General features: G+C 69.8%; 21 protein-coding genes. 8 read left to right on the top strand and 13 right to left on the bottom strand.

Translation table 11 applies throughout. The features are described from left to right. Window positions 1-221 precede the first annotated feature (221 nt). On the bottom strand, window positions 222-2,828 hold the full coding sequence (gene clpB, locus A6B37_RS01875) for an ATP-dependent chaperone ClpB (RefSeq protein ID WP_102772235.1): 2,607 nt from the start codon (window positions 2,826-2,828) through the stop codon (window positions 222-224). Window positions 2,829-2,965: 137 nt separating this feature from the next. Here clpB and A6B37_RS01870 point away from each other — a divergent pair, with 137 nt between their 5' ends. The 4 genes from A6B37_RS01870 (at window position 2,966) to A6B37_RS01855 (ending at window position 6,891) form a co-directional block, all read left to right on the top strand. Further along, entirely contained in the window at window positions 2,966-3,409 is a 444-nt protein-coding gene (locus A6B37_RS01870) for a gamma-glutamylcyclotransferase family protein (protein ID WP_111825522.1), read from the top strand. 88 nt (window positions 3,410-3,497) lie between these two features. Beyond that, on the top strand, window positions 3,498-4,226 hold the full coding sequence (locus A6B37_RS01865; protein WP_102772236.1) for a helix-turn-helix domain-containing protein: 729 nt from the start codon (window positions 3,498-3,500) through the stop codon (window positions 4,224-4,226). Window positions 4,227-4,342: 116 nt separating this feature from the next. Beyond that, window positions 4,343-5,443 carry a hypothetical protein gene (locus A6B37_RS01860; RefSeq protein ID WP_246842413.1) on the top strand — a complete coding sequence of 367 codons (1,101 nt, stop codon included), beginning with the start codon at window positions 4,343-4,345 and terminating at the stop codon, window positions 5,441-5,443. 143 nt (window positions 5,444-5,586) lie between these two features. Continuing rightward, complete coding sequence (locus A6B37_RS01855) at window positions 5,587-6,891, top strand: MFS transporter (RefSeq protein ID WP_102772238.1); 1,305 nt, start codon at window positions 5,587-5,589, stop codon at window positions 6,889-6,891. A 16-nt stretch (window positions 6,892-6,907) separates the two neighbouring features. On the opposite strand, the gene A6B37_RS01850 is transcribed toward A6B37_RS01855, so the two are convergent. Genes A6B37_RS01850 through A6B37_RS01815 form a run of 8 tightly spaced genes read right to left on the bottom strand, consistent with a single transcriptional unit; the run spans window position 6,908 to window position 14,457 of the window. After that, a complete protein-coding gene (locus A6B37_RS01850; protein WP_102772239.1) occupies window positions 6,908-7,948 on the bottom strand; it encodes a GntR family transcriptional regulator in 1,041 nt (346 codons plus the stop codon). A 36-nt stretch (window positions 7,949-7,984) separates the two neighbouring features. Beyond that, the gene (locus tag A6B37_RS01845; protein ID WP_111824749.1) at window positions 7,985-9,193 is read right to left on the bottom strand and encodes an extracellular solute-binding protein; all 1,209 of its coding nucleotides are present in this window, start codon (window positions 9,191-9,193) and stop codon (window positions 7,985-7,987) included. A gap of 7 nt (window positions 9,194-9,200) precedes the next feature. Next, window positions 9,201-10,250: a GTP-binding protein gene (locus tag A6B37_RS01840; RefSeq protein WP_111824748.1), complete on the bottom strand. Its 1,050-nt coding sequence runs from the start codon at window positions 10,248-10,250 to the stop codon at window positions 9,201-9,203. After that, window positions 10,237-10,548 (bottom strand): hypothetical protein, encoded by a 312-nt coding sequence (locus tag A6B37_RS01835; RefSeq protein WP_102772242.1) that lies wholly within the window; start codon window positions 10,546-10,548, stop codon window positions 10,237-10,239. The genes A6B37_RS01840 and A6B37_RS01835 overlap by 14 nt, the downstream gene beginning before the upstream one ends. Before the next feature lie 12 nt (window positions 10,549-10,560). Next, entirely contained in the window at window positions 10,561-11,316 is a 756-nt protein-coding gene (locus tag A6B37_RS01830) for an SDR family NAD(P)-dependent oxidoreductase (protein ID WP_209165346.1), read from the bottom strand. Window positions 11,317-11,330: 14 nt separating this feature from the next. Next, window positions 11,331-12,107, bottom strand: coding sequence for an SDR family NAD(P)-dependent oxidoreductase (locus tag A6B37_RS01825; protein ID WP_111824747.1), 777 nt, complete (start codon window positions 12,105-12,107; stop codon window positions 11,331-11,333). A gap of 9 nt (window positions 12,108-12,116) precedes the next feature. Further along, window positions 12,117-13,529 carry an MFS transporter gene (locus tag A6B37_RS01820; protein ID WP_102772246.1) on the bottom strand — a complete coding sequence of 471 codons (1,413 nt, stop codon included), beginning with the start codon at window positions 13,527-13,529 and terminating at the stop codon, window positions 12,117-12,119. A 49-nt stretch (window positions 13,530-13,578) separates the two neighbouring features. Beyond that, window positions 13,579-14,457 carry a polysaccharide deacetylase gene (locus A6B37_RS01815; protein ID WP_102772247.1) on the bottom strand — a complete coding sequence of 293 codons (879 nt, stop codon included), beginning with the start codon at window positions 14,455-14,457 and terminating at the stop codon, window positions 13,579-13,581. 205 nt (window positions 14,458-14,662) lie between these two features. Between A6B37_RS01815 and A6B37_RS01810 the strand changes: the two genes are divergently transcribed. The 4 genes from A6B37_RS01810 to A6B37_RS01795 are packed head-to-tail and all read left to right on the top strand — an operon-like array spanning window position 14,663 to window position 16,581. Next, window positions 14,663-15,115: a metalloregulator ArsR/SmtB family transcription factor gene (locus A6B37_RS01810; RefSeq protein ID WP_111824746.1), complete on the top strand. Its 453-nt coding sequence runs from the start codon at window positions 14,663-14,665 to the stop codon at window positions 15,113-15,115. Further along, window positions 15,001-15,465, top strand: coding sequence for an SRPBCC domain-containing protein (locus A6B37_RS01805; RefSeq protein WP_146747987.1), 465 nt, complete (start codon window positions 15,001-15,003; stop codon window positions 15,463-15,465). The genes A6B37_RS01810 and A6B37_RS01805 overlap by 115 nt, the downstream gene beginning before the upstream one ends. Window positions 15,466-15,497: 32 nt before the next feature. Continuing rightward, window positions 15,498-16,196, top strand: a complete 699-nt coding sequence (locus tag A6B37_RS01800) for a DUF899 domain-containing protein (RefSeq protein WP_111824745.1) — start codon at window positions 15,498-15,500, stop codon at window positions 16,194-16,196. Then, entirely contained in the window at window positions 16,150-16,581 is a 432-nt protein-coding gene (locus A6B37_RS01795; RefSeq protein WP_246842349.1) for a hypothetical protein, read from the top strand. Before A6B37_RS01800 ends, A6B37_RS01795 begins: the two co-directional genes overlap by 47 nt. On the opposite strand, the gene A6B37_RS01790 is transcribed toward A6B37_RS01795, so the two are convergent. The 4 genes from A6B37_RS01790 to A6B37_RS01775 all read right to left on the bottom strand — a co-directional run bounded on the left by A6B37_RS01790 (window position 16,578) and on the right by A6B37_RS01775 (window position 20,103). Continuing rightward, entirely contained in the window at window positions 16,578-16,916 is a 339-nt protein-coding gene (locus tag A6B37_RS01790) for a 2Fe-2S iron-sulfur cluster-binding protein (RefSeq protein WP_102772251.1), read from the bottom strand. The genes A6B37_RS01795 and A6B37_RS01790 overlap by 4 nt on opposite strands. 12 nt (window positions 16,917-16,928) lie before the next feature. Beyond that, entirely contained in the window at window positions 16,929-17,513 is a 585-nt protein-coding gene (locus tag A6B37_RS01785) for an NUDIX hydrolase (RefSeq protein WP_102772252.1), read from the bottom strand. Between the two features lie 80 nt (window positions 17,514-17,593). Next, the gene (locus A6B37_RS01780; protein ID WP_111824743.1) at window positions 17,594-18,847 is read right to left on the bottom strand and encodes an Hsp70 family protein; all 1,254 of its coding nucleotides are present in this window, start codon (window positions 18,845-18,847) and stop codon (window positions 17,594-17,596) included. Window positions 18,848-18,897: 50 nt separating this feature from the next. Further along, on the bottom strand, window positions 18,898-20,103 hold the full coding sequence (locus A6B37_RS01775) for a RhtX/FptX family siderophore transporter (RefSeq protein WP_111824742.1): 1,206 nt from the start codon (window positions 20,101-20,103) through the stop codon (window positions 18,898-18,900).

Here is a 20,103-nt window from a genome sequence, read left to right as displayed (position 1 = left end):
GCCCGACCGACGGGTTACGCGCGTTTTGGCGGTCTCCCGTAGGATGGGTGCAGCGCGAGAATCCTTGAGCAAGAACCCAATCTTCCAGCGCGCGAAACCCATCAGGCGGCGAAAGCCGCCGCCTTTCGTGGCAAGAAAAAAAAGCCGGCTTACGCCGGCTGATGGGTTTCGCGCGTTCGGCGCGAGAGTTCTTCTACGGGAACTCTCGCGCTGCACCCATCCTACTGCAAGGTGCGCGTGAAGACGAACTGGCCGTCCTGCCAGTCCACCGGCACCACGTCGCGCGGGCCGAAGCGGCCTTCGAGGATCAGCTTCGCGACCGGGTTTTCGATCTGCTGCTGGATCGCGCGCTTCAAGGGGCGCGCGCCGAACACCGGATCGAAGCCGGAGCGGGCCAGTTCGGCCAGCGCGGGTTCGCTGACCTCCAGGCGCATTTCCTGGCGCTCCAGGCGCTCGCCGAGGCGGCGCAGCTGGATACGGGCGATCGATTCGATGTGCTGCGCTTCCAGGCCATGGAACACGACCACCTCGTCGATGCGGTTGAGGAACTCCGGACGCAGGGTCTGCTTGAGTTCGTCCCACACCACTTCCTTGACCACTTCGTAGGGCTTGCCCGCCAGGCTCTGGATATGGTGCGAGCCCAGGTTGGAAGTCATCACGATGACGGTGTTGCGGAAGTCCACGGTGCGGCCCTGGCCGTCGGTCAGGCGGCCGTCGTCCAGCACCTGCAGCAGCACGTTGAAGACGTCCGGGTGCGCCTTTTCCACTTCGTCCAGCAGCACCACGCTGTACGGCTTGCGGCGCACGGCCTCGGTCAGGTAGCCGCCCTCTTCGTAACCCACGTATCCCGGCGGCGCGCCGATCAGCCGCGCCACCGAGTGCTTCTCCATGAATTCGCTCATGTCGATGCGGATCATGTGCTCTTCGGAGTCGAACAGGAATTCCGCCAGCGCGCGCGTCAGCTCGGTCTTGCCCACGCCGGTGGGGCCCAGGAACAGGAACGAGCCGTAGGGGCGCGACGGGTCCGCCAGGCCGGCGCGCGAACGCCGGATCGCGTCGGACACCAGGCGCACGGCCTCGTCCTGGCCGACCACGCGCTTGTGCAGGTATTCCTCCATGTGCAGCAGCTTCTCGCGTTCACCCTGCATCATCTTGGACACCGGGATGCCGGTGGCGCGCGACACGACCTCGGCGATTTCCTCGGCGCCGACGCGGGTGCGCAGCAGGCGCGGACGCCCTTCGCCGCCCTCGGCTTCCTCGGCGGCTTCGGCCGCGCCCACTTCCGCCGCCTTCAGGCGCGCCTCCAGGTCGGGCAGCTTGCCGTACTGCAGCTCGGCCAGCTTGTCGAACTGGCCCTTGCGCTGCAGTTCCGCCATCTCGGCGCGCACGCTGTCGATCTCTTCCTTGATGGCCTGCGTGCCCTGCACGGCGGCCTTCTCGGCCTTCCAGATTTCCTCGAAGTCGTTGTATTCGCGCTGCAGCTTTTCGAGCTCGTCCTCGATCGCGCCCAGGCGGCGCTTGGAAGCGTCGTCGGTTTCCTTCTTGACGGCCTCGCGCTCGATCTTGAGCTGGATGATGCGGCGGTCCAGCTTGTCCATCACTTCCGGCTTGGAATCGATTTCCATGCGGATGCGCGCGCCGGCCTCGTCGATCAGGTCGATGGCCTTGTCGGGCAGGAAGCGGTCGGTAATGTAGCGGTGCGACAGCTCGGCCGCGGCCACGATGGCCGGGTCGGTGATCTCGACGCCGTGGTGAATTTCATAGCGTTCCTGCAGCCCGCGCAGGATGGCGATGGTGGACTCCACGTCCGGTTCGTCGACCAGCACCTTCTGGAAGCGCCGCTCCAGCGCCGCGTCCTTTTCGATGTACTTGCGGTATTCGTCCAGCGTGGTCGCGCCGATGCAGTGCAGCTCGCCGCGCGCCAGCGCCGGCTTGAGCATGTTGCCGGCGTCCATCGCGCCCTCGGCCTTGCCCGCGCCCACCATGGTGTGCAGCTCGTCGATGAAGACGATGTTGCTGCCGTCGTCCTGGGCCAGCTCCTTGAGCACGGCCTTCAGGCGCTCTTCGAATTCGCCGCGGAACTTGGCGCCGGCCAGCAGCGCGGCCAGGTCCAGCGACAGCACGCGCTTGCCGCGCAGGGTTTCCGGCACCTCGTCGTTGACGATGCGCTGCGCCAGGCCTTCGACGATGGCGGTCTTGCCCACGCCGGGTTCGCCGATCAGCACCGGGTTGTTCTTGGTGCGGCGCTGCAGGATCTGGATGGTGCGGCGGATTTCGTCGTCGCGGCCGATGACCGGGTCGAGCTTGCCCTGGCGGGCGCGCTCGGTCAGGTCCATGGTGTACTTGGACAGGGCTTCGCGGTTGGATTCGCCTTCGGCGGCGGACACGTTCTCGCCGCCGCGCACGGCCTCGATCGCGGCTTCCAGGGCCTTTTTCTGCAGGCCCGCCTCGCGCAGGATGCGGCCGGCCTCGCCCTTGTCGTCGGCCAGGGCCAGCAGGAACAGCTCGCTGGCGATGTAGGTGTCGCCACGGCGCGCGGCTTCCTTGTCGGTGCGGGTGAGCACGCCCTGCAGGTCGCGGCCGACCTGGACGTTGTCTTCGCCCTGCACCTGCGGCAGGGACTTCAGGGCGCTGTCGATGGCCGGCTGCAGCCGGTTCACCGCCACGCCGGCCCGCGCCAGCAGGCTGCCGGCGCCGCTGTCGGCATCCGACAGCAGGGCCGAGAGCACGTGGATGGGCTCGATGTAGGGGTGGTCATTGCGCGCGGCCAGACTCTGGGCGTCGGCCAGGGCTTGCTGGAACTTGGTGGTGAGTTTGTCGAATCGCATAATGGTCTATTGGCTTGTGGGGGAGCCTGACCGATACATGCCGGCGGGCTCGATAAGCTGAATATGCGGCCGGGTGCCCGAATTTCAACACCGTGCGCGCGCCATGGTTTCTTCGACCTGCAGCCATAATGTCGTTCATGAGCATATACGTTTTTGTCTACGGCACGCTACGCGCCGGCGAAATCAACGACCTGGCGCTGGCGGCCGCCCGCCGCGGCCTGCCCGCGGCCCGCTACGTCGGTCCGGCCAGCGTGCCGGGCCGCCTGGTGGATTTCGGCGACTGGCCGGGCCTGATCCCCGTGGAGGACGGCCGCCGGGTGCGCGGCGACGTCTTCCTGGTGGAACCGCCCCTGCTCGCCCTGATGGACGAAATCGAGGAATACGATCCCGCCCTGCCGGGCTGCTTCGTGCGGCGCGAGGTCCGCGCGCGCCTGGAGCCTCCGTCGCCGGTGCGCAGCCTGGCTTGCCAGTACTACCCCATTGACCCGGCGTTACGCGGCGCGGCGGTGGACATCGCGGCCGATGACTGGATTCGTTACCGAATGGTGAGGCAGGCGCGCCACATCGATAAGACGTCGTAGTAACAACGGACTACAATAGCAAGCATCTTCGCGCTTCACCTCCCATTCTGGTCGTAACCCGATCTATGGGCACTACAAAGGTCATCATATGCAAAAACGGGTCCCCGTTGCCCCTGATGCCGCCCACTGTTCCACTTGCATGCTGGGGCACGTGTGCGTGCCGGTCGGCATGGCAGCCGCCGAAGTGGAAAAGCTGGACGAATTGGTCAAGGAGCGCGTGCGCCTTGAAAAGGGCAAATCGCTTTACTCGCTGAACCATCCGCTGGACGCCGTCTACAGCGTGCGCTTCGGCAGCCTCAAGACGCAGCTGGAAGACGCCACCGGCCAGATCCAGGTCACCGGTTTTCACCTGCCCGGCGAAATCGTCGGCATGGACGGCATGCTCGACGGCAAGCACGTCTCGACCGCGGTGGCGCTGGAAGACTCCGAGGTCTGCGTCATCCGCCTGGCCGACATCGACCGCGTCGCGGCGCACCTGCCCTCGCTGCAGCAGCAGTTCCGCCGCCTGATGAGCCGCGAAATCAACCGCTCCCACCAGATGCTGGCCTCGCTGGGCTCGATGCGCTCCGAGCAGCGCCTGGCCGCGTTCCTGCTCAACCTGTCGCAGCGCTACGCCTCGCTGGGCTATTCGTCCACCGAGTTCGTGCTGCGCATGAGCCGCGAAGAAATCGGCAATTATCTCGGCCTGACCCTGGAGACGGTCAGCCGGCTGTTCTCGCGCTTCGCGCGCGACGGCCTCATCAAGATCAACCAGCGCGAAGTACGCATCCTGGACCTGCCGGCGCTCAAGCAGCTCCTGGGCCAAGAAGGCTGCTGAACGCCCGCTGCGCCGTGCGCCGCGCACCCGCTTCCCACATCCGTCCGGCGCCGCCGGGCCGCGCCGCCTTCGGCGCGGCGCAAGGCCTGGCCGCGCTGCTGGCGCTGACGGCCTGTCTGGCGCCCCTGGCGGCCCATGCCCAGACGCCGCTGCCGCCCCCCTACGACTACGACGAACCCGTGCCCGTGCCCAAGCGCGCGGCGCCCTTGCGCTGGCAGCCGCTGGAGCTGGGCAAGCCCGGGCAGCGGTACAGGATGCCGGTCTACGCCAACCGCCGGCTCGACCGCGACGACCTGCGCGATATCAAGCAGGTCGTCATCGTCGTCCACGGCGTCAAGCGCGACGCCGACCATTACTACCAAACCGTGGAGCAGCTGCTCGCGCGCAATCCGGCGCGGGCGCGCGACACGCTGATCCTGGCGCCGCGCTACACGGGCGCGATCGATTCGGGATACGCCGGCATGGCGGCCTGGCGCAAGGCGAGCTGGGAGGAAGGCGCCGACAGCGTGCAGGCCGCCGGCCGGCCCGCGCCGGTCAGCGCGTTCCAGGTGCTCGACGACCTGCTGCGCAGCCTGGACGACGACGAGCGCCTGCCGGCCCTGGCGGGCATCGTGCTGGCCGGCCATTCGGCCGGCGCGCAGCTGGTGCAGCGCTACGCGGTGCTGAACAACATCGACGGCCCGCTGCGCCGCGGCGGCGTGGCGCTGCGCTACGTGATCGCCAATCCTTCGTCCTACCTGTACCTGACCAACGAGCGCCCGCGCCCCGACGGCAAGGGCTATGCGCCGTACGAGCGCGGCATCTGCCCGACCTACAACCAGTACAAGTACGGCCCGGACCGGCTGCCGCCCTATGCCCGCGAAACCGACGAATCGCGGCTGTTCGTGCGCTACGCGGCGCGCGACGTGACCTACCTGCTGGGCGCGGCGGACAACAATCCCGAAGACCGCCTGCTCGACAAGACCTGCGGCGCCGAGGCCCAGGGCGCGACCCGCCTCGCGCGCGGCATGGGCTACGTCCAGTACGAATACCAGCTGGCCGCCCGCGGCGCCCGGCCCGTCACGCTGCACCGGCGCGCCTACCAGGTCGCCGGCGTCGGCCACGACCACGCCGGCATGTTCGGCTCGGAATGCGGCGCACGCGCCCTGCTGGGCCAGGACACCCGCAGCGCCGACGGCGCCGCCACCTGCGAAGCCGTCAAGCCGCACGTCCGCTGACGGAAAACTGAAAACCATCGCAGGGGGTGCATTTCCGCGCCGACGAGCGCAACATAAGGCCTTGGAGCGATCCATCGGCGGCGGCGCAGGCCCGGGCCGCGCTCGCATGGCCGGCGCTTCCGACAGCCAGCAGGAGAACGGATATGACGCACGCATATCTCGACATGCCCGACGCCCGGCGCCGCATCAAGGCCATTTTCGTCGGCTCCATGGGCAATCTGGTGGAGTGGTACGACTTCTACGCCTACACCGCCTTCGCCCTGTACTTCGCCCCCGCCTTCTTCCCTTCCCACGACCCGGTGGTCCAGCAGCTGAACGCCGCCACGCTGTTCGCGGCGGGCTTCATCGTGCGCCCGCTGGGCGGCTGGCTGTTCGGCCATCTGGCCGACCGCCACGGGCGGCGGCTGTCGCTCATGGTCTCGGTGGGGATGATGTGCGTGGGCTCGCTGATCATCGCGGTCACTCCCACCTACGCCACCATCGGCCTGGCCGCGCCGGCCCTGCTGGCGCTGGCGCGCGTGGTCGAGGGCCTGAGCCTGGGCGGCGAGTACGGCGCCAGCGCCACCTACCTGACCGAGATCGCGGATCCCGAGCACCGCGGCTTCTATTCCAGCTTCCAGTACGTCACGCTGATCGGCGGCCAGCTCTGCGCGATCCTGGTGCTGCTGCTCCTGCAGAACGTGTTCCTCACGCACGAACAGCTGCTGGAATGGGGCTGGCGCATTCCCTTCGTGATCGGCGCCATGCTCGCCATCATCACCGCGGTCATGCGGCGCGACATGCCCGAGACCGATTCGTACAAGGAAGCCAGCAAGGCCCCGAAACCGCAGACCAGTTCGCTGCGCGGCCTGCTGCAGTACCCGCGCGAGGTGGCGATCGTGGTGGGCCTGACCGCCGGCGGCACCGCGGCCTTCTATACCTTCACCACCTACATGCAAACCTTCGTGCGCCAGACCTCGGGGTTCAGCGACATCGTCACCACCTACATCATCGCCGGCTCGCTGATCTTCGCGCTGTTCCTGCAGCCGCTGTACGGCGCCCTGTCCGACCGCATCGGGCGCAAGCCGCTGCTGATCTTCTTCGGCGTGGCCGGCGCGGCGCTCACCGTGCCCATCCTGATGACGCTGTCGCATACCAGCTCGCCGTTCATCGCCTTCCTGCTGATCTGCGGCGCCTGGATTTTCACGGCGGGCTATACGTCCATCAACGCCGTGGTCAAGGCCGAGCTGTTCCCCACCAACGTGCGCGCCACCGGCGTGGCCGTGCCGTACGCGATAACGGTGTCCATCTTCGGCGGCACGGCGCCGGCCATCGCGCTCTTCTTCAAGCAGCAGGGGCACGAGGAATGGTTCTACTACTACCTGGCGGGCATCATCCTGCTGTCCCTGCTGGTGTATGCGAGCATGCGCGACACCAAGCACGCGTCGGCCATGCACCGGCACGCCTGAGCGCCGGCGTGCCGCCTCAGGTAATGCGCACCACGTAGTCCGGCAGGGGCGGTTCGGGCAGCACGGCCAACGCCTTCAGCTGCGAGGGCGCGCGCTTGCTGGCCGCGCGCAGATGGTCCGCCAGCGCCTCGGCCGCTTGGTCGAAGCGCGCCTCGCACAGGCAATCGACGATGCGCGCGTACTCGGCCGCCACCGCCGGATTGACGGGCTGGCGGAACATGCGGCAGAAGAGCTGGTTCACGATCAGCGGCAGTTCGCAGCGCGTCAGAATGCGCAGCAGCTTGGTGTTCTGGTGATGCGCCAGGCAGTCCACGTGTATGGCGCGCTCGACCCGCAGCAGGCCTTCCAGGTCCAGCGACGGCGAGGCCAGTTCGCGCCGCAGCGCCGCCGGCAGCGCCGGGTCCAGCTGCGGCGCGCTCAGGCGCAGCGCCTGCGGCGCCAGCAGCAGCCGCAGTTCGAAATCCTGGAAGATGGCGCGCGCGGTCAGCGGGCCGGCGCGCCACGAGGAATACACGCTTTTTTCGACCAGCCCGCGGTCCACCAGCCGGCCCAGCGCCTCGCGCACGGCGGCGCGGTTGGCGCGGAAATGCTCGGTGGCGCGGGCCTCGTCGATGCGGAAATGGCCGAACACCACACAGGTGGAAATGGCCTGCTCCAGCTGGCCGTAGATGCGCTCGCTCTCGGAGGGAATGCGGATGGTGGCGTCGGGGGTGTCCAGCCCCAGCGCGGCCTCGTCGATGGGCAGGCGCCGCGGCGCGGGCTGCTCGCCGGGCGGCGCGACCAGATAGCCGCGGCCCTGGAATTTGCGCAGCAGGTTCTCTTCGTGCAGCATTTCGAAGGCCTTGCGCACCGGCACGCGGCTGGTGCCGAACACCTTCGCGACCGGCCCTTCCAGCAGCACCAGACCGGCGGCCACGCGGCCATCGAGGATGGCCTGGCGCAGGCGGTTGCGGATCACGTCATAGCGCAGCTCGCGCGGCCCCGGCTCGGGCGGCGGCGCGGCCTCGGCGGGCAGGCCGGAATCCTGGACGGGCGACTGGCGCGGTGCTCTTTTCATCGTCGTGGCGCGGCCGGCCAGCTTGCGGGCCGGGATTCAATCTGTACGCATGAAGTCGGCCCATTTGCGGACCAGGTAATTGTGCTCGTCCATGACGGTGTTCCATACCGCCACACGGCTCATGCGCTGCTCATACGAACCGCCGTCGCGGACGCTGCCGCGGCGCACGAGGATATTACCACCCGTGCCCGGCAGGTCCTCGCGGGCCGGCAGGCCGCCGTACCAGTAGTCCCATTCGGCCTGGCTGAGATAGGCGCGGGCGCGGTCGGGGTTGGAGATGTAGAAGCCCTGGCGCGCCATCACCGCGCCCGCGCGGCCCGACAGCCACCAGTTCAGGTAGCGGTAGGCGTCCTCCAGCTTGGGCCCTTGCAGCCGGCTGGAAATGCCCAGCCCGCCATACCAGGCGCGATAGCCCTCGGCCGGACTGGCGATGCGGCAGGCCAGGCCCGCGCTGGCGTAGTCGTCGGCCGACGGCGACCAATGGCTCTGTATGGCCACGCGCCTGCGCGCCATCAGGCTCGCGGCCTCGGCGCAATCGTCCCAGAAGCCGGCGAACAGGCCGGCCTTCTTCTTGGCGATCAGCAGCTCGATCATGCCGTCGATCTCTTCGATGCTGAGATTGCCGATGTCGCCGAACCGCATTTCGCCGCTGGCCTGCAGCGCCAGCGCCGCGTCGAGCGCGCCGATGGCGGCGTCGGCCTGCAGCGCGACGCGCCCGGTGCAGCGCGGCGAAACCAGCCAGGACCAGCTTTCCGGGGCGTCGCCGATCAGCCGGGACAGTTCGGCCGGCAGGTAGGCGAAGCTGTCGGCGTTGTGCGTCAGCGGCAGCATGCTGATCCGGCGGCTGGGCGTGTCGGCCAGGGTGCTGTCGGCCTGCACGTACAGGCGCGTCACCGGATTGCAGCCCTGCCCGTAGGGCGCGCCCGGCGTCAGGCGGCCGGTGCGCGGCAGCGCGTTGATCTCGTCCCAGCGCGCGATGCGATCGGTGTCGATGGCCTGCAGCGCGCCGGTCGGCCACAGATAGTCGATGCTGTGGAACCACTGGTCGTACACGTCGAAGCTGCCGGGTTCGATCACGGCCTGGCGCTGGGCGTCGAACCCGTTGAGCACCTGGTATTCGATGGGAATGCCCAGATCCTCCTCGGCGCCGCGGCGCAGCGATTCCAGCAGCGTCACCGACGTGCCCAGCACGCGCAGCGCCCGCCGCTCACGGGCCTTTACCGATATGCCTTGCGGGCTGACCATGGCGCACCTATCGAGAACATGAATGGCTATCCTGCCCGGCCATTGTGTAGAAATGCTCGAACTCGCGCCAGGACTTTGTCACGGCGCCCTCGTCCAGGCCGCGGGTGATGAACACCAGCCGCGAGCGGCGGTCGGCGCCCGGCCACGCGTCCAGGTGCCGCGGCGGGTGCATCAGGTGGCCCATGCCGTGCAGGACCACGGCGCGCGCCGGTCCACCGCCTTCGGGAATCACCTCCAGCAAGCCCTTCAGGCGCAGGATGCGGTCGGCGTGGCGATGCATCAGGAGCGTCAGCCACAGCGTCAGCACGGCCCAGCGCAAGGGCCCGTCGAAGCTCAGGCAGAAGGCGCTGGCGCCGTCGGCCGCCGCCGCGCCGCCGCGCGGGCCGCGGCCTGCCGCGCCGACCCGGCGCAGCCATTGCGCGGGGTCCGCCGCCGGGCCGTCGGCGCCGGCGGCCAGCCAGCCGTCGGGCGCGTCGTCCGCGGGCGCGCCCAGGTCGATGCGCCGCGCCATCGGGTTGAGCCGCGCCAGTTGCGCGTGCAGCGCGGCCACCTCGTCCGTGCCGGCCAGGTCGGTCTTGCTCAGCCACAGCGTGTCGGCCGCCGCCACCTGCGCCGTCCATTCCGCGTAGCGCCGGCGCTGGTCCGCCGCGCTCATCGCGTCGACCACGGTGGCGACGAACGCGGGATGGAAGCGGCGGCTGGCCAGCAGCGTGGCCAGCACCGGCCCGGGCGCGGCCAGGCCGGTGGTTTCGATCACCACGCGCTTGAACGGCGGCAGTTCGCCGCGCAGGCGGCGCTGGTGCAGCCGGACCAGCGCGCTGTCGAGCTCGCCGCGGATGGAGCAGCAGATACAGCCGTTCTCCAGCAGCAAGGTGTCGGAATCGACGGCGCCGACCAGCAGGTGGTCCAGGCCCACGGCGCCGAATTCGTTGATCAGCACCGCGGTCTCGCCGCGTTCGCCGCCGCGCAGCCAGCGTTGCAGCAGCGTGGTCTTGCCCGCGCCCAGAAAGCCGGTCAGCACGCCCGCCGGCAGCGTGTCCGCGTCAGCCCGCGCCATGATCGGCCTCCCGGACGGCTTGCGGCCAGGGCATGTCCAGCGGATCGAGGCGGCGACCCAGCAGCAGTTCGGCCGCCGCCCACAGCCCGCCCAGGTCGGGCAGCAGCACGCTCGCGCCGGTCGGGCCGGACAGCAGATAGGACTGCCCGTGCAGGTCGCGCAGCTCCAGGCGGAACAGCGCCAGCAGCCGGTTGGCCTGGGCCGCCTGAAGCAGGCGTTCGCGCCGCGACTGCTCGGGCGGGACGTCGGCGCGGCTCCAGTGGGCCGTGCCTTGCAGCAAACCGCAGATGCCGCACATGGTCGCCTCCTTTCAGGGCATGACGTCGCCGGAGTTCGGCCCCAGCACCTGGCCGACGTAGAGATTGCCGCCGGGGTCGGACGCCAGCAGCACCGCGCTGGGCGCGACCTCCTCGGGGCGGCCGAAGCGACCCAGCGGCAGGCCGGCGGCCTTCTGCTTTTTCCAGCTCTCGCTGATGCCGTCGACCAGCGGCGTCTCGATCGGGCCGGGCGCGATGGCGTTGACCAGCACGTTGGCCGGCGCCGCTTCCAGCGCCAGCGACTTGGTGAAGCCAATGACGCCCGCCTTGGCCGCCGCGTAGTGACTCAGCTCCGCGCCGCCCTTGATGCCCAGCTGCGAAGCGACGTTGACGATGCGCCCCCAGCGCTGCGCCGTCATGTGCGGCAGCGCCCGGCGCGAGCACAGGAATACGCTGCGCAGGTCCACGCGCATCATCTCGTCCCACATCGCCGCCGGCATGTCGGCGCACAGCGACTGCGTCAGGATGCCGGCGTTGTTCACCAGCACGTCGATGCCGCCGTAGGCGTGCACGCAGGCATCGATGGCGCGCGCGGCGGCCAGCTCGTCGCTGACGTCGGCGGCCTGCGCCACGGCGCGCGCGCCGGCCTCGCGGCAGCGCGCCGCGACCGCCTCGGCCCGCGCGCCGTCCAGGTCGGCCAGCAGCAGCGCGGCGCCCGCCCGCGCATAGGCCAGCGCGATGGCCGCGCCGATGCCGCTGCCGGCGCCCGTCACCACGGCGCGCCGGTTCTCCAGAACGTTCGTATGCATCATGAGTGCCTCTTTCAGGTTTGCAGCCCCGGCCAGCGCACCGTCAGCCCGCCGTCGGCGATCACGGACTGCCCGGTGATGTAGGAAGCGTCGTCGCTGGTCAGGAAGCGGATCAGCAGCGCGATCTCGCGGGCGCTGCCCACGCGCCCCAGCGGTATGCCGGCGGCCGCGCGCGCCAGGCCTTCCGGCCCCAGGGAATTGACCGGGTCCAGCGACTGCGGCGTCTCGACCAGGCCCGGAATGACCGCATTGCAGCGGATGCCGCGCGGCGCCAGCTCCATGGCCACGGCGCGGCACAGGCCGGGCACGCCGGCCTTGGCCGCCGCGTAATGCACGTGCTGCTGCCAGCCGTACACGCCGCCGGCGATGGACGAGACCGCCACCATCGCCCCGCCGTCGCGCATGTGCCGGGCCGCCGCCCGGAACACGCGCATCACCCCGCCCAGGTCCACGTCCATCATCTCGGTCCATTGCGCGTCGCTCATGTCGGCGAGCGCGGCCTGCCTGAGCAGGCCGGCGTTGGCCACCGCGTAATCCAGCCGCCCGTAATGCCCGGCCGCGCGCGCGGCGAACGCCTCGACCTGGCCGGCCTGGGTCACGTCCACCGGCAGCATCAGGCACTGGCCGCCGGCCGCCTCCACCAGGGCCGCCGTCGCCGAGGGATCGTGAACGTCGCCGGGCAGGTAGCCGCCGGCTACCGCCACGCCGGCCTGCGCGTAGGCCAGCGCCAGGGCCTGGCCGATGCCGCTGGCCGCGCCGGTGACCAGCGCCGCTTTGTCGTATCCGGACATGGCAACCTCCTATTTGACGGTGCTGGGGTCCACGTGCGGGACCAGCACCATGACGATGCCGGACAGGAAGCACGGGATGGCGCCCCAGTACAGCGCCGCCTCGATCCAGTCCGCGCCGCTGGACAGCGTGTACGTGCTGCCGAAGCCGGCCACGATGGCCCCCACCTGCCCGAGCGCGTTGACGAAGGAGCCGGCCGTCGCCCGGATCTGGTTGGGGAAGCTCTCGCCGATCAGGAACAGCACCGCCGCGTAGGGGCCGATAAGAAAGAACAGGCCCAGCGAGTACAGCGGCACGATGCTCCAGAAATCGCCCTGCGGCGCCTGCAGCATGGCGTAGAACGCCAGCCCGCCCAGAATCCAGCCGATGGCCACGGCGTTGCGCCGCCCGATGCGGTCGCCCAGCCAGCCGTGGAACAGATAGCCCAGGAAGCCCGCCAGGTTGGACACGATCAGCACTTGCAGCGCGTTGGAGAAGTCCACGCCCTTGCCGGGCGTGCCGCCCGAGCCGCCCAGCACCGACGTGCCCAGCACCGCGAACAGCACGATGGCGAACCAGTTCAGGAAAAAGCCCAGCGACAGGGTCAGCGTCGGGCGCAGCGACGCGCCTTTGAAGATCGCCGCCACGCCCTGCTGGTGCCCGCCGCCGGCGTCCAGGCCGTGGGCCGCGGCCAGGGCTTGCGCCTGTTCCCCCTCGCCCCGGGCGCGCAGTTCGGCGATGCGCCGGGCCGTGAGGAACTGCGGGGTCTCGACCAGCCTGCGGCCCAGGATCACGATGACGACCGCGGGAAAAGTCGCGAACACGAAGGACAGGCCCCAGCCGCCGCCCTGTCCGAACCAGCGCTCGCCCAGCGGATACAGCACGGCCACCAGCGCCGCCGTCAGCACCGCGCCTATCGGCCAGCCGCCCTGCACCAGCGAATAGATGAAGCCGCGACGCTTGCGGGCCGCGGGATCGGCGTGCGCCACCGCGAACAGCTCGGTCAGGTAGGTGGCGTTGATGCTCTGCTCGGCATAGCCCAGCCCCGCCAGCGAACGCACCAGGATCAGCAGCAGAAAGCCCAGCCCCGCCGACAGGCCGATGATCCAGCCCGCCAGCGCCGTCAGGCCCGAGCAGATGGCGGCGCCGGCCACCGCGATGATGATGCCCTTGCGCCGGCCGAGACGGTCGGTGACCGGTCCCAGGCCGAACGCCACCAGCGCCGTGCCCACGGTGACCCAGGTGTTGAGACTGGCCAGGCGCTCGGCGCTCCATTGGAAATACTCGCCCAGCTGCGGCAGCAGCGTGCCGAACAGGATGAAATCATAGACAGCGAAAACCCAGGCGAAAAAGCACACCCAGGTGGCGTAGTTGACTTGCTGCTTGGTGACGGCGGGCGGCGTCCATAGCGCCGAGGCGCTGCGCGCGGAATCGAGGGTATCCATGGGGTCGGCCTGCGGAAAGTAGGGGCCGGGACGGCCCGGGAAGAATCGGTCAGCTGCGCGGCTGGCGGCGCAGGAAGTCGTCGGCGATCTGGTCGCAGGTCGCGAAGCGCACGCCGTCGTGCTTCTGGAAGTGTTCGATCAGCCGTTCCAGCATCAGCAGCACCTGGGGCCGGCCGGACACGTCGGGATGCAGCGTGATCGGAAACACCGCGTAGTCGTGCTCGCGGTAGACCCAGTCGAACTGGTCGCGCCACATCTGCTCGATGTCGCGCGGGTTGACGAAGCCGTGGCTGTTGGGCGCCTTTTTGATGAACATCATCGGCGGCAGGTCGTCCAGGTACCAGTTGGCCGGGATCTCGACCAGCGACGTCTCGCGGCCCCGCTGCAGCGGCTTCATCCAGGTGTCGGGATGGCGGGAATAGTCGATCTTGGTCCAGGCGTCGCCCACGCGCACGTAGTAGGGATGGAAGTCGTTGTGCATCAGGCTGTGGTCGTACTTGATGCCCTTCTTGACCAGCAGCTCGTTGGTGATGGGGCTGAATTCCCACCACGGCGCGACGTAGCCGGTGGGCGCCCTGCCCGCCAGTCGGGTGATGACCTCGATGCTTTTGTCCAGCACCGCCTCTTCCTGCTCCGGCGTCATGGCGATGGGATTCTCATGGCTGTAGCCGTGTATGCCGACCTCGTGCCCGGCGTCGACCACCGCCTTCATCTGGTCGGGGAAGGTTTCGGCCGAATGGCCGGGGATGAACCAGGTCGTGGTCAGCCCGTATTTCTTGAACAGCTTGAGCAGCCGCGGCGAGCCGACCTCGCCCGCGAACATGCCGCGCGAAATGTCGTCGGGGGAATCTTCGCCGCCGTACGAGCCCAGCCAGCCGCTCACCGCGTCCACGTCGACGCCGAACGCCACGAATATCTGCTTTGCCATGCCTGCACCTCCTGCCCTGGGTAGAGAACCTGGACCGCCCGCAGCACGGGCGGCAGCTTGAATATGTACATTTTCATCAAAGTACATATTTGGGCAAATGGTAATGCGTCTGGAAGGCCATGCCATTGGGGTGATCCCTAGCGCGAGGCCGCCGGCGCGAATTTCCGCTTGACAGCCGGACGGCGGCGGCTAGACACTTAACCTTATGGTTAACTTTGACGAAGACACGCTGGACGGCATCTTTGCCGCCTTGGCCGATTCCACCCGGCGCCGCGTGCTGGCCGATCTGCAGCAGGGCGCGGCCTCGGTCAGCGACCTGGCGCGGCCGCACGCCATGTCCCTGCCCGCCTTCCTGAAGCATCTGCGGGTGCTGGAAGACGCCGGCCTGATCGCGCGCGCCAAGGACGGCCGCGTGGTGAACTGCACCCTGTCGCCCGAGCCGATGCGCACGGCAAGCGACTGGCTGGCCCGCTACGAGAAGTTCTGGAGCGGACAGCTCGATTCGCTGGCGCGCTACCTCTATCACGAGGAGGAAATCCACCCATGCAAAACCGAGACACCCCACAAGCCGACGCCCCCATCGAACTCCGGCTCCGGCGGCGCTTCGACGCCCCGGTCGAGCGCGTCTGGCGCGCCTGGACGGACCCGCAAGCGCTGATGCGCTGGTTCGGCCCCGCCGAGACCCGGCGGGTGCTGGTGGCCGAAACCGACGTCCGGGTAGGCGGCGCCTACCTGGTCGGGTTCGCCACCGAAGACGGGCTGGAGCACCACGCTAGCGGCAGCTACCGTGTCGTGGAGCCGCAGCGCCGGCTGGTCTTCACCTGGGCCTGGCGCGACACGCCGGCCGAGGTCTCGCTCATCACGCTGGAATTCACGCCCGCAGGCGGCGGCACCGAACTCGCCTTCCTGCAGACCCCGTTCGTCGACCCGGCCACCCGCGACAGCCACGAGCATGGCTGGTCCGGCGCCATGGACCGGCTGGCGGGCCACCTGGCGGACGCGGCCTGAGCGCCGTCCGCCCCACCCCAGAGGAGCCACAGATGCAAACCGATCATCCTGTCGTATCCCAGGCGCAATGGAACGCCGCGCGCGAAGCGCTGCTGCGCCGCGAGAAAGAACTGACCCGGGCGCAGGACGCGCTGGCGCGCGAGCGCCTGGCCCTGCCCTGGGTCCGCGTAAGCAAGCCGTACCGCTTCGAGGGTCCGGACGGCGTGCTGGACCTGGCCGGGCTGTTCCAGGGCAGAAGCCAGCTCATCGTCTACCACTTCATGTACGCCCCCGAATGGGAGGAAGGCTGCGTGGGCTGTTCGTTCCTGGCCGATCACATGGAAGGCGCGCTGATGCACCTGCGCCAGCACGACGTCACGGTGGCCGCCGTGTCGCGCGCGCCCTACGCCAGCCTGGCCGCGTTCAAGCGGCGCATGGGCTGGCGTTTCGACTGGTATTCGTCGCAGGGCGACGACTTCAATCTCGACCTGGGCGCCTCGCTGCGCACCCCCGACGGCGCGATCGAGGACCGTCCCGGCGCCAGCGCCTTCTTCCTCGACCCGGACGGCGAGATCTTCCACACCTACTCGGCCTTCGACCGCGGCGTGGAACGGCTGGCGGGCGCCTACAACTACCTGGAGCTGGCGCCGCTGGGACGCAACGAAAACGGGCCGCACTTCAACCTGGGCGACTGGGTGCGCCACCATGACCGCTACGACGACGCCGCGCAGGCCTGCCACGCCTGCGGCTGAAGGCGGCGCGCCGGCCCTGGCATGGCTGGCCTGCACGGCGGCCATGGCCGCCGGCCTGTGGCTGGACACGCTGCGCACGCCGGCCGCCGTGCTGGCCAGCGCCTGCGCGGCCCCCGGCAACCTGGCGGAAATGGCGTGGCGCCACGCCGCGCTGATGCCGGTCAGCACGCTGGCCATGGCGGCCGCGGCGCTGGCGCCCTGGCCGGGCGCGCCGGCGTTCGCGGCGCGGCTGGCCTGCATGCTGCCGATGGTCGTGGGCATGGTGGCCGGCGCGCAGTTGGGCATGGCCCTGGCCTTGCCGCTGGGCGCGGCGCCGTTCGCGGCGATGGCCGTAGGCATGGCGGGCGGCATGGCCGCCGCCCTGCTGGCGGTGGGCGCGCCTTAGCGGCGCGCCCCGGTCAGCGGGCGCGGCGGTGGTGGCGGCGCATCCTCGATGGGCGCGGCCTGCGGCGACTGGATTTCCAGCGCCGACACGGCCTGCGCCACACAGGGCAGTATCCAGCCCTCTTCCTTTTCGTCGCGCGACAGGCCCGGCCATTCGATGCCGTACATCACCTCGCCTTCCAGCATCAGGCACATGCACGCGCGGCAGGTGCCGTTGCGGCACGAACTGGGCAGCTTGACGCCCGCCGCCTGCGCCGCCAGCAGCAGCGGCGTGCCGGCGGGCGCATCGAAACGCAGCCCCGCGGGCTGCACCAGAACCGGAAACGAAGCAGGCATGGCGGCCCGGGCTCAGCCGGCGTTGTCCTGCCAGTCCAGCTGCCAGGCGCCGGACAGCACGTTCTGCATCCACAGCACGCAGGTCAGGGTCTTGGCGTCCGTGACCTCGCCCTTGCGGCAGGCTTGCACCAGTTCCTCGGGGCGGGCGCTGACCACGTCCAGGAACTCGTCCTGGTCCAGTTGCCGGTCGCCGGCGCGCAGGCCGCGCGCGAAGAAGATGTGGATGATTTCCGTGGAATACGCGATGGCCAGGTGCAGGGCGCCGGCATGCGCCCACTGGCTGGCCGTGTAGCCGGTTTCTTCCAGCAGCTCGCGCTTGCCACAGACCAGCGGGTCTTCGCCCGGGTCGAGCTTGCCGGCCGGAAACTCGGTCATGACGCGCCCGATGGGATAGCGGTACTGGCGCTCCAGCAGCACGCGGCCGTCGTCAAGCAGCGGAATCACCACCACGGCGCCCGGGTGCACCACGTACTCGCGTATGCCGGTGTTGCCGTTGGGCAGGCTGACGGTGTCGCGGCGGATCTTCAGGAAGCTGCCCTCGTAGGGCGCTTCGCTTGCGACCAGGCTTTCGACGAGATGGGAATCGGGTTTGGTCATGACGGGTTCCTGGGCCGGCTGAGCGTGGGCGGTATCGGAGGAATGCAGCTTACCATCGCCGCCCCGACGCCCCGCTCCGCTCAGCCGAATTTGCGCCGCGCGTCCAGCGCCAGGCCGGCGCCGATGCTGCCGAACAGGTCGCCCTCCACGCTGCGCGCCTGCGGCGCCAGCGCCGACACCGCCTCGCGCAGGCGCGGCACGCGGCTGGAGCCGCCGGTGAAGAACACTGTGTCCACGTCCGCCGTCGCCACGCCGGCATCGCGCAGCAGCGCGCCCACGGTGGTCTGGACCTTGCCGATCAGCCGCTCCACGCAGGCGTCGAACGAGGGCCGCGTGACCTCCACGCCCAGTTGCGGCGCGATGCGCGACAGGTCGATGCGCGCGGCCTCGGATTCGGACAGCGCGATCTTGGCCTCTTCCACCTGCACCGCCACCCAGTGGCCGGCGCGCTGCTTCACCAGCTCCAGCAGCAGGTCGATTTTTGCGCGGTCGCCGGCCTCGGCGCGGATGAACGCGAAGTGCTCGGCGGCCTTGCGCGTGTAGGCCTGGTTGATGGTGTGCCAGCACGCCAGGTTGCCGTATTGCGTGGACGGCACGTCCTTGCCGCTGCGCAGCTGGCTGCCCAGCCCCAGCAGCGGCATCACGTGCGCCAGGCTGAGCTGCTTGTCGAAATCGACGCCGCCGATGTGCACGCCGCCATAGGCCAGGATGTCCTCGCGCCGGTCGGCCTTGGCCGCGCGGCCCGGCCCCAGCCGGATCAACGAAAAATCCGAGGTGCCGCCGCCGATGTCGATCACCAGCACCAGCTCTTCGCGCGCGATCTGCGATTCATAGTCGACGGCCGCGGCCAGCGGCTCGAACTGGAACTCGATCTCGGTAAAGCCCACGCTGCGCGCGATCTCGCCCAGCGTGTCCTCCGCCGTCTGGTCGGCGGCGCGGTTGTCGTCCACGAAATACACCGGCCGGCCCAGCACCGCACGGGTGAAATCGCGCCCGGCCGCCGCTTCGGCGCGGCGCTTCAACTCGGCGATGAAGCGCGTCAACAGCACGCGAAACGGAATCGAGCGGCCCTGGACCTCGGTGGAGCCCTCCATGAGCGAACTGCCCAGCAGGCTTTTCATGGAGCGCATCAGGCGTCCGTCGTAGCCCGCCAGGTAATCGGAGATGGCTGCGCGGCCATAGCTGACCTCGGCGTCCTCGTCGTGGAAGAAAATGGCCGAAGGCAAGGTGGTCTTGCCATCCTCGAGCGCGAGGAGTGCGGGCTGGCCGGCGCGGCTCCAGCCGACGGTGGAATTGGACGTGCCGAAGTCGACGCCGCATGCGGTGGAAATCATGGAAACTCGGGACCAAAAGCAAAACGGCGGGCTAGTGTACCCGCTGCACACTAGCCCGCCGGGCGCGCCAGCGCCCTGGCGGTGAAGACCAGGGTCGCGGCCGCCAGCGCCAGGCCGGCGGCGAAACCCGCGCCATAACCCGCATACGCGGCCAGTCCGGTCATCAGCGACGAAGTCAGGATCTCGCCCAGGTCGCGCGCGCTCTGCACCGCCGTCATGTCGGTGCCGGCCTGCGCGCCGGCGCGCGCGAAGCGCATGGCCAGCGTCATCAGCGCGACCGACGCGGCTCCCGCGCCGAACGAGCCCAGCGCCTGTGAGGCATAGGCCAGGCCCGGATGCGGCGCGGCCCAGCCCTGGGCCTGCGCCAGCCAGCCCGCCGCCGCCGCGCCGCAGGCGGCCAGGCCCAGCCCCAGCGCCGCGCGCCCGCCCAGACGGCCGATCAGCCAGGCGCCCCCGCCGCAGCCCAGCAGCACGGTCACCACGCCGCCCGCCATGCCGAGGCGGCCGATCTCCTCCACGCGCCAGCCCGCGTCCACCAGGAACAGCTTGGACAGGCCGTAGCCGGCCGCGGCCGTCATCGCCGACAGGAACGCCGCCGCAGCCAGCGCCCAGGCCCCCGGCCGGCGCACGAAACCGGCAAGCGCGGCCCGCGGCCGCAGCGGCGCGCAATCCGCCTCGCCCTCGCGCCAGGTCGCGGCCAGAATCAGGCTGAACGCCGCCGCGCCCGCCAGCACGGCCAGCGCGCCGGCCTGGCCGATGTGGCCGGCCAGGATCAGGCAACCCGGCCCACCGAAGAAAAAGCCCATCATCGTGCCGCCCACCTGCGCGGCGTTGGCGCGCGCCAGGGCCTGGCCCTCGAAGCGTTCGGCCGTCAGGCCGTCGGTGGCGATGTCCTGCGTGGCGCTGGCCAGCGAGGCCGCCGCCATCAGCGCCACCACCCACGCGGCGCTGGCCGACGACACGCCCAGCAGCGCCACGCCCGCCAGGCAGGCCAGCACCACCGCCTGCATCGGCACGATCCAGCTGCGCCGCCGCCCCAGCGCGCCGCTCCAGCGGTTGTCCACCGCCGGCGCCCACAGGAATTTCAGCACCCACGGCAGGCCCACCAGCGGCAGCCACGCCAGCGCGCCCAGGTCCGCGCCGTCGCGGCGCAGCAGCGTGGGCAAGGCCTCCATCGCCACGCCCAGCGGAATGCCCTGCGAAAAATACAGGGCGGCCACCATCACGAACAGGCGTGCGTTGTTCTCGCGTCTCAT

It is taken from the genome of Achromobacter sp. HZ01 (assembly GCF_003267925.1).
Classification (GTDB): Bacteria; Pseudomonadota; Gammaproteobacteria; order Burkholderiales; family Burkholderiaceae_B; genus Achromobacter; species Achromobacter pulmonis_A.
Note: the sequence above shows the minus strand (reverse complement) of the source record. Positions and strands in the feature narration are given on the sequence as shown.

What these genes read in the sequence shown, in the direction of transcription:
- A6B37_RS01840 (WP_111824748.1), bottom strand. Translation starts at nt 10,250, where the DNA reads ATGGCGCGGGCTGACGCGGACACGCTGCCGGCGGGCGTGCTGACCGGC.
- A6B37_RS01870 (WP_111825522.1), top strand. Translation starts at nt 2,966, where the DNA reads ATGAGCATATACGTTTTTGTCTACGGCACGCTACGCGCCGGCGAAATC.
- A6B37_RS01790 (WP_102772251.1), bottom strand. Translation starts at nt 16,916, where the DNA reads ATGCCTGCTTCGTTTCCGGTTCTGGTGCAGCCCGCGGGGCTGCGTTTC.
- A6B37_RS01780 (WP_111824743.1), bottom strand. Translation starts at nt 18,847, where the DNA reads ATGATTTCCACCGCATGCGGCGTCGACTTCGGCACGTCCAATTCCACC.
- A6B37_RS01830 (WP_209165346.1), bottom strand. Translation starts at nt 11,316, where the DNA reads ATGCATACGAACGTTCTGGAGAACCGGCGCGCCGTGGTGACGGGCGCC.
- A6B37_RS01795 (WP_246842349.1), top strand. Translation starts at nt 16,150, where the DNA reads ATGACCGCTACGACGACGCCGCGCAGGCCTGCCACGCCTGCGGCTGAA.
- A6B37_RS01805 (WP_146747987.1), top strand. Translation starts at nt 15,001, where the DNA reads ATGCAAAACCGAGACACCCCACAAGCCGACGCCCCCATCGAACTCCGG.
- A6B37_RS01785 (WP_102772252.1), bottom strand. Translation starts at nt 17,513, where the DNA reads ATGACCAAACCCGATTCCCATCTCGTCGAAAGCCTGGTCGCAAGCGAA.
- A6B37_RS01825 (WP_111824747.1), bottom strand. Translation starts at nt 12,107, where the DNA reads ATGTCCGGATACGACAAAGCGGCGCTGGTCACCGGCGCGGCCAGCGGC.
- A6B37_RS01815 (WP_102772247.1), bottom strand. Translation starts at nt 14,457, where the DNA reads ATGGCAAAGCAGATATTCGTGGCGTTCGGCGTCGACGTGGACGCGGTG.
- A6B37_RS01855 (WP_102772238.1), top strand. Translation starts at nt 5,587, where the DNA reads ATGACGCACGCATATCTCGACATGCCCGACGCCCGGCGCCGCATCAAG.
- A6B37_RS01845 (WP_111824749.1), bottom strand. Translation starts at nt 9,193, where the DNA reads ATGGTCAGCCCGCAAGGCATATCGGTAAAGGCCCGTGAGCGGCGGGCG.
- clpB (WP_102772235.1), bottom strand. Translation starts at nt 2,828, where the DNA reads ATGCGATTCGACAAACTCACCACCAAGTTCCAGCAAGCCCTGGCCGAC.
- A6B37_RS01800 (WP_111824745.1), top strand. Translation starts at nt 15,498, where the DNA reads ATGCAAACCGATCATCCTGTCGTATCCCAGGCGCAATGGAACGCCGCG.
- A6B37_RS01835 (WP_102772242.1), bottom strand. Translation starts at nt 10,548, where the DNA reads ATGTGCGGCATCTGCGGTTTGCTGCAAGGCACGGCCCACTGGAGCCGC.
- A6B37_RS01865 (WP_102772236.1), top strand. Translation starts at nt 3,498, where the DNA reads ATGCAAAAACGGGTCCCCGTTGCCCCTGATGCCGCCCACTGTTCCACT.
- A6B37_RS01810 (WP_111824746.1), top strand. Translation starts at nt 14,663, where the DNA reads ATGGTTAACTTTGACGAAGACACGCTGGACGGCATCTTTGCCGCCTTG.
- A6B37_RS01850 (WP_102772239.1), bottom strand. Translation starts at nt 7,948, where the DNA reads ATGAAAAGAGCACCGCGCCAGTCGCCCGTCCAGGATTCCGGCCTGCCC.
- A6B37_RS01820 (WP_102772246.1), bottom strand. Translation starts at nt 13,529, where the DNA reads ATGGATACCCTCGATTCCGCGCGCAGCGCCTCGGCGCTATGGACGCCG.
- A6B37_RS01775 (WP_111824742.1), bottom strand. Translation starts at nt 20,103, where the DNA reads ATGAGACGCGAGAACAACGCACGCCTGTTCGTGATGGTGGCCGCCCTG.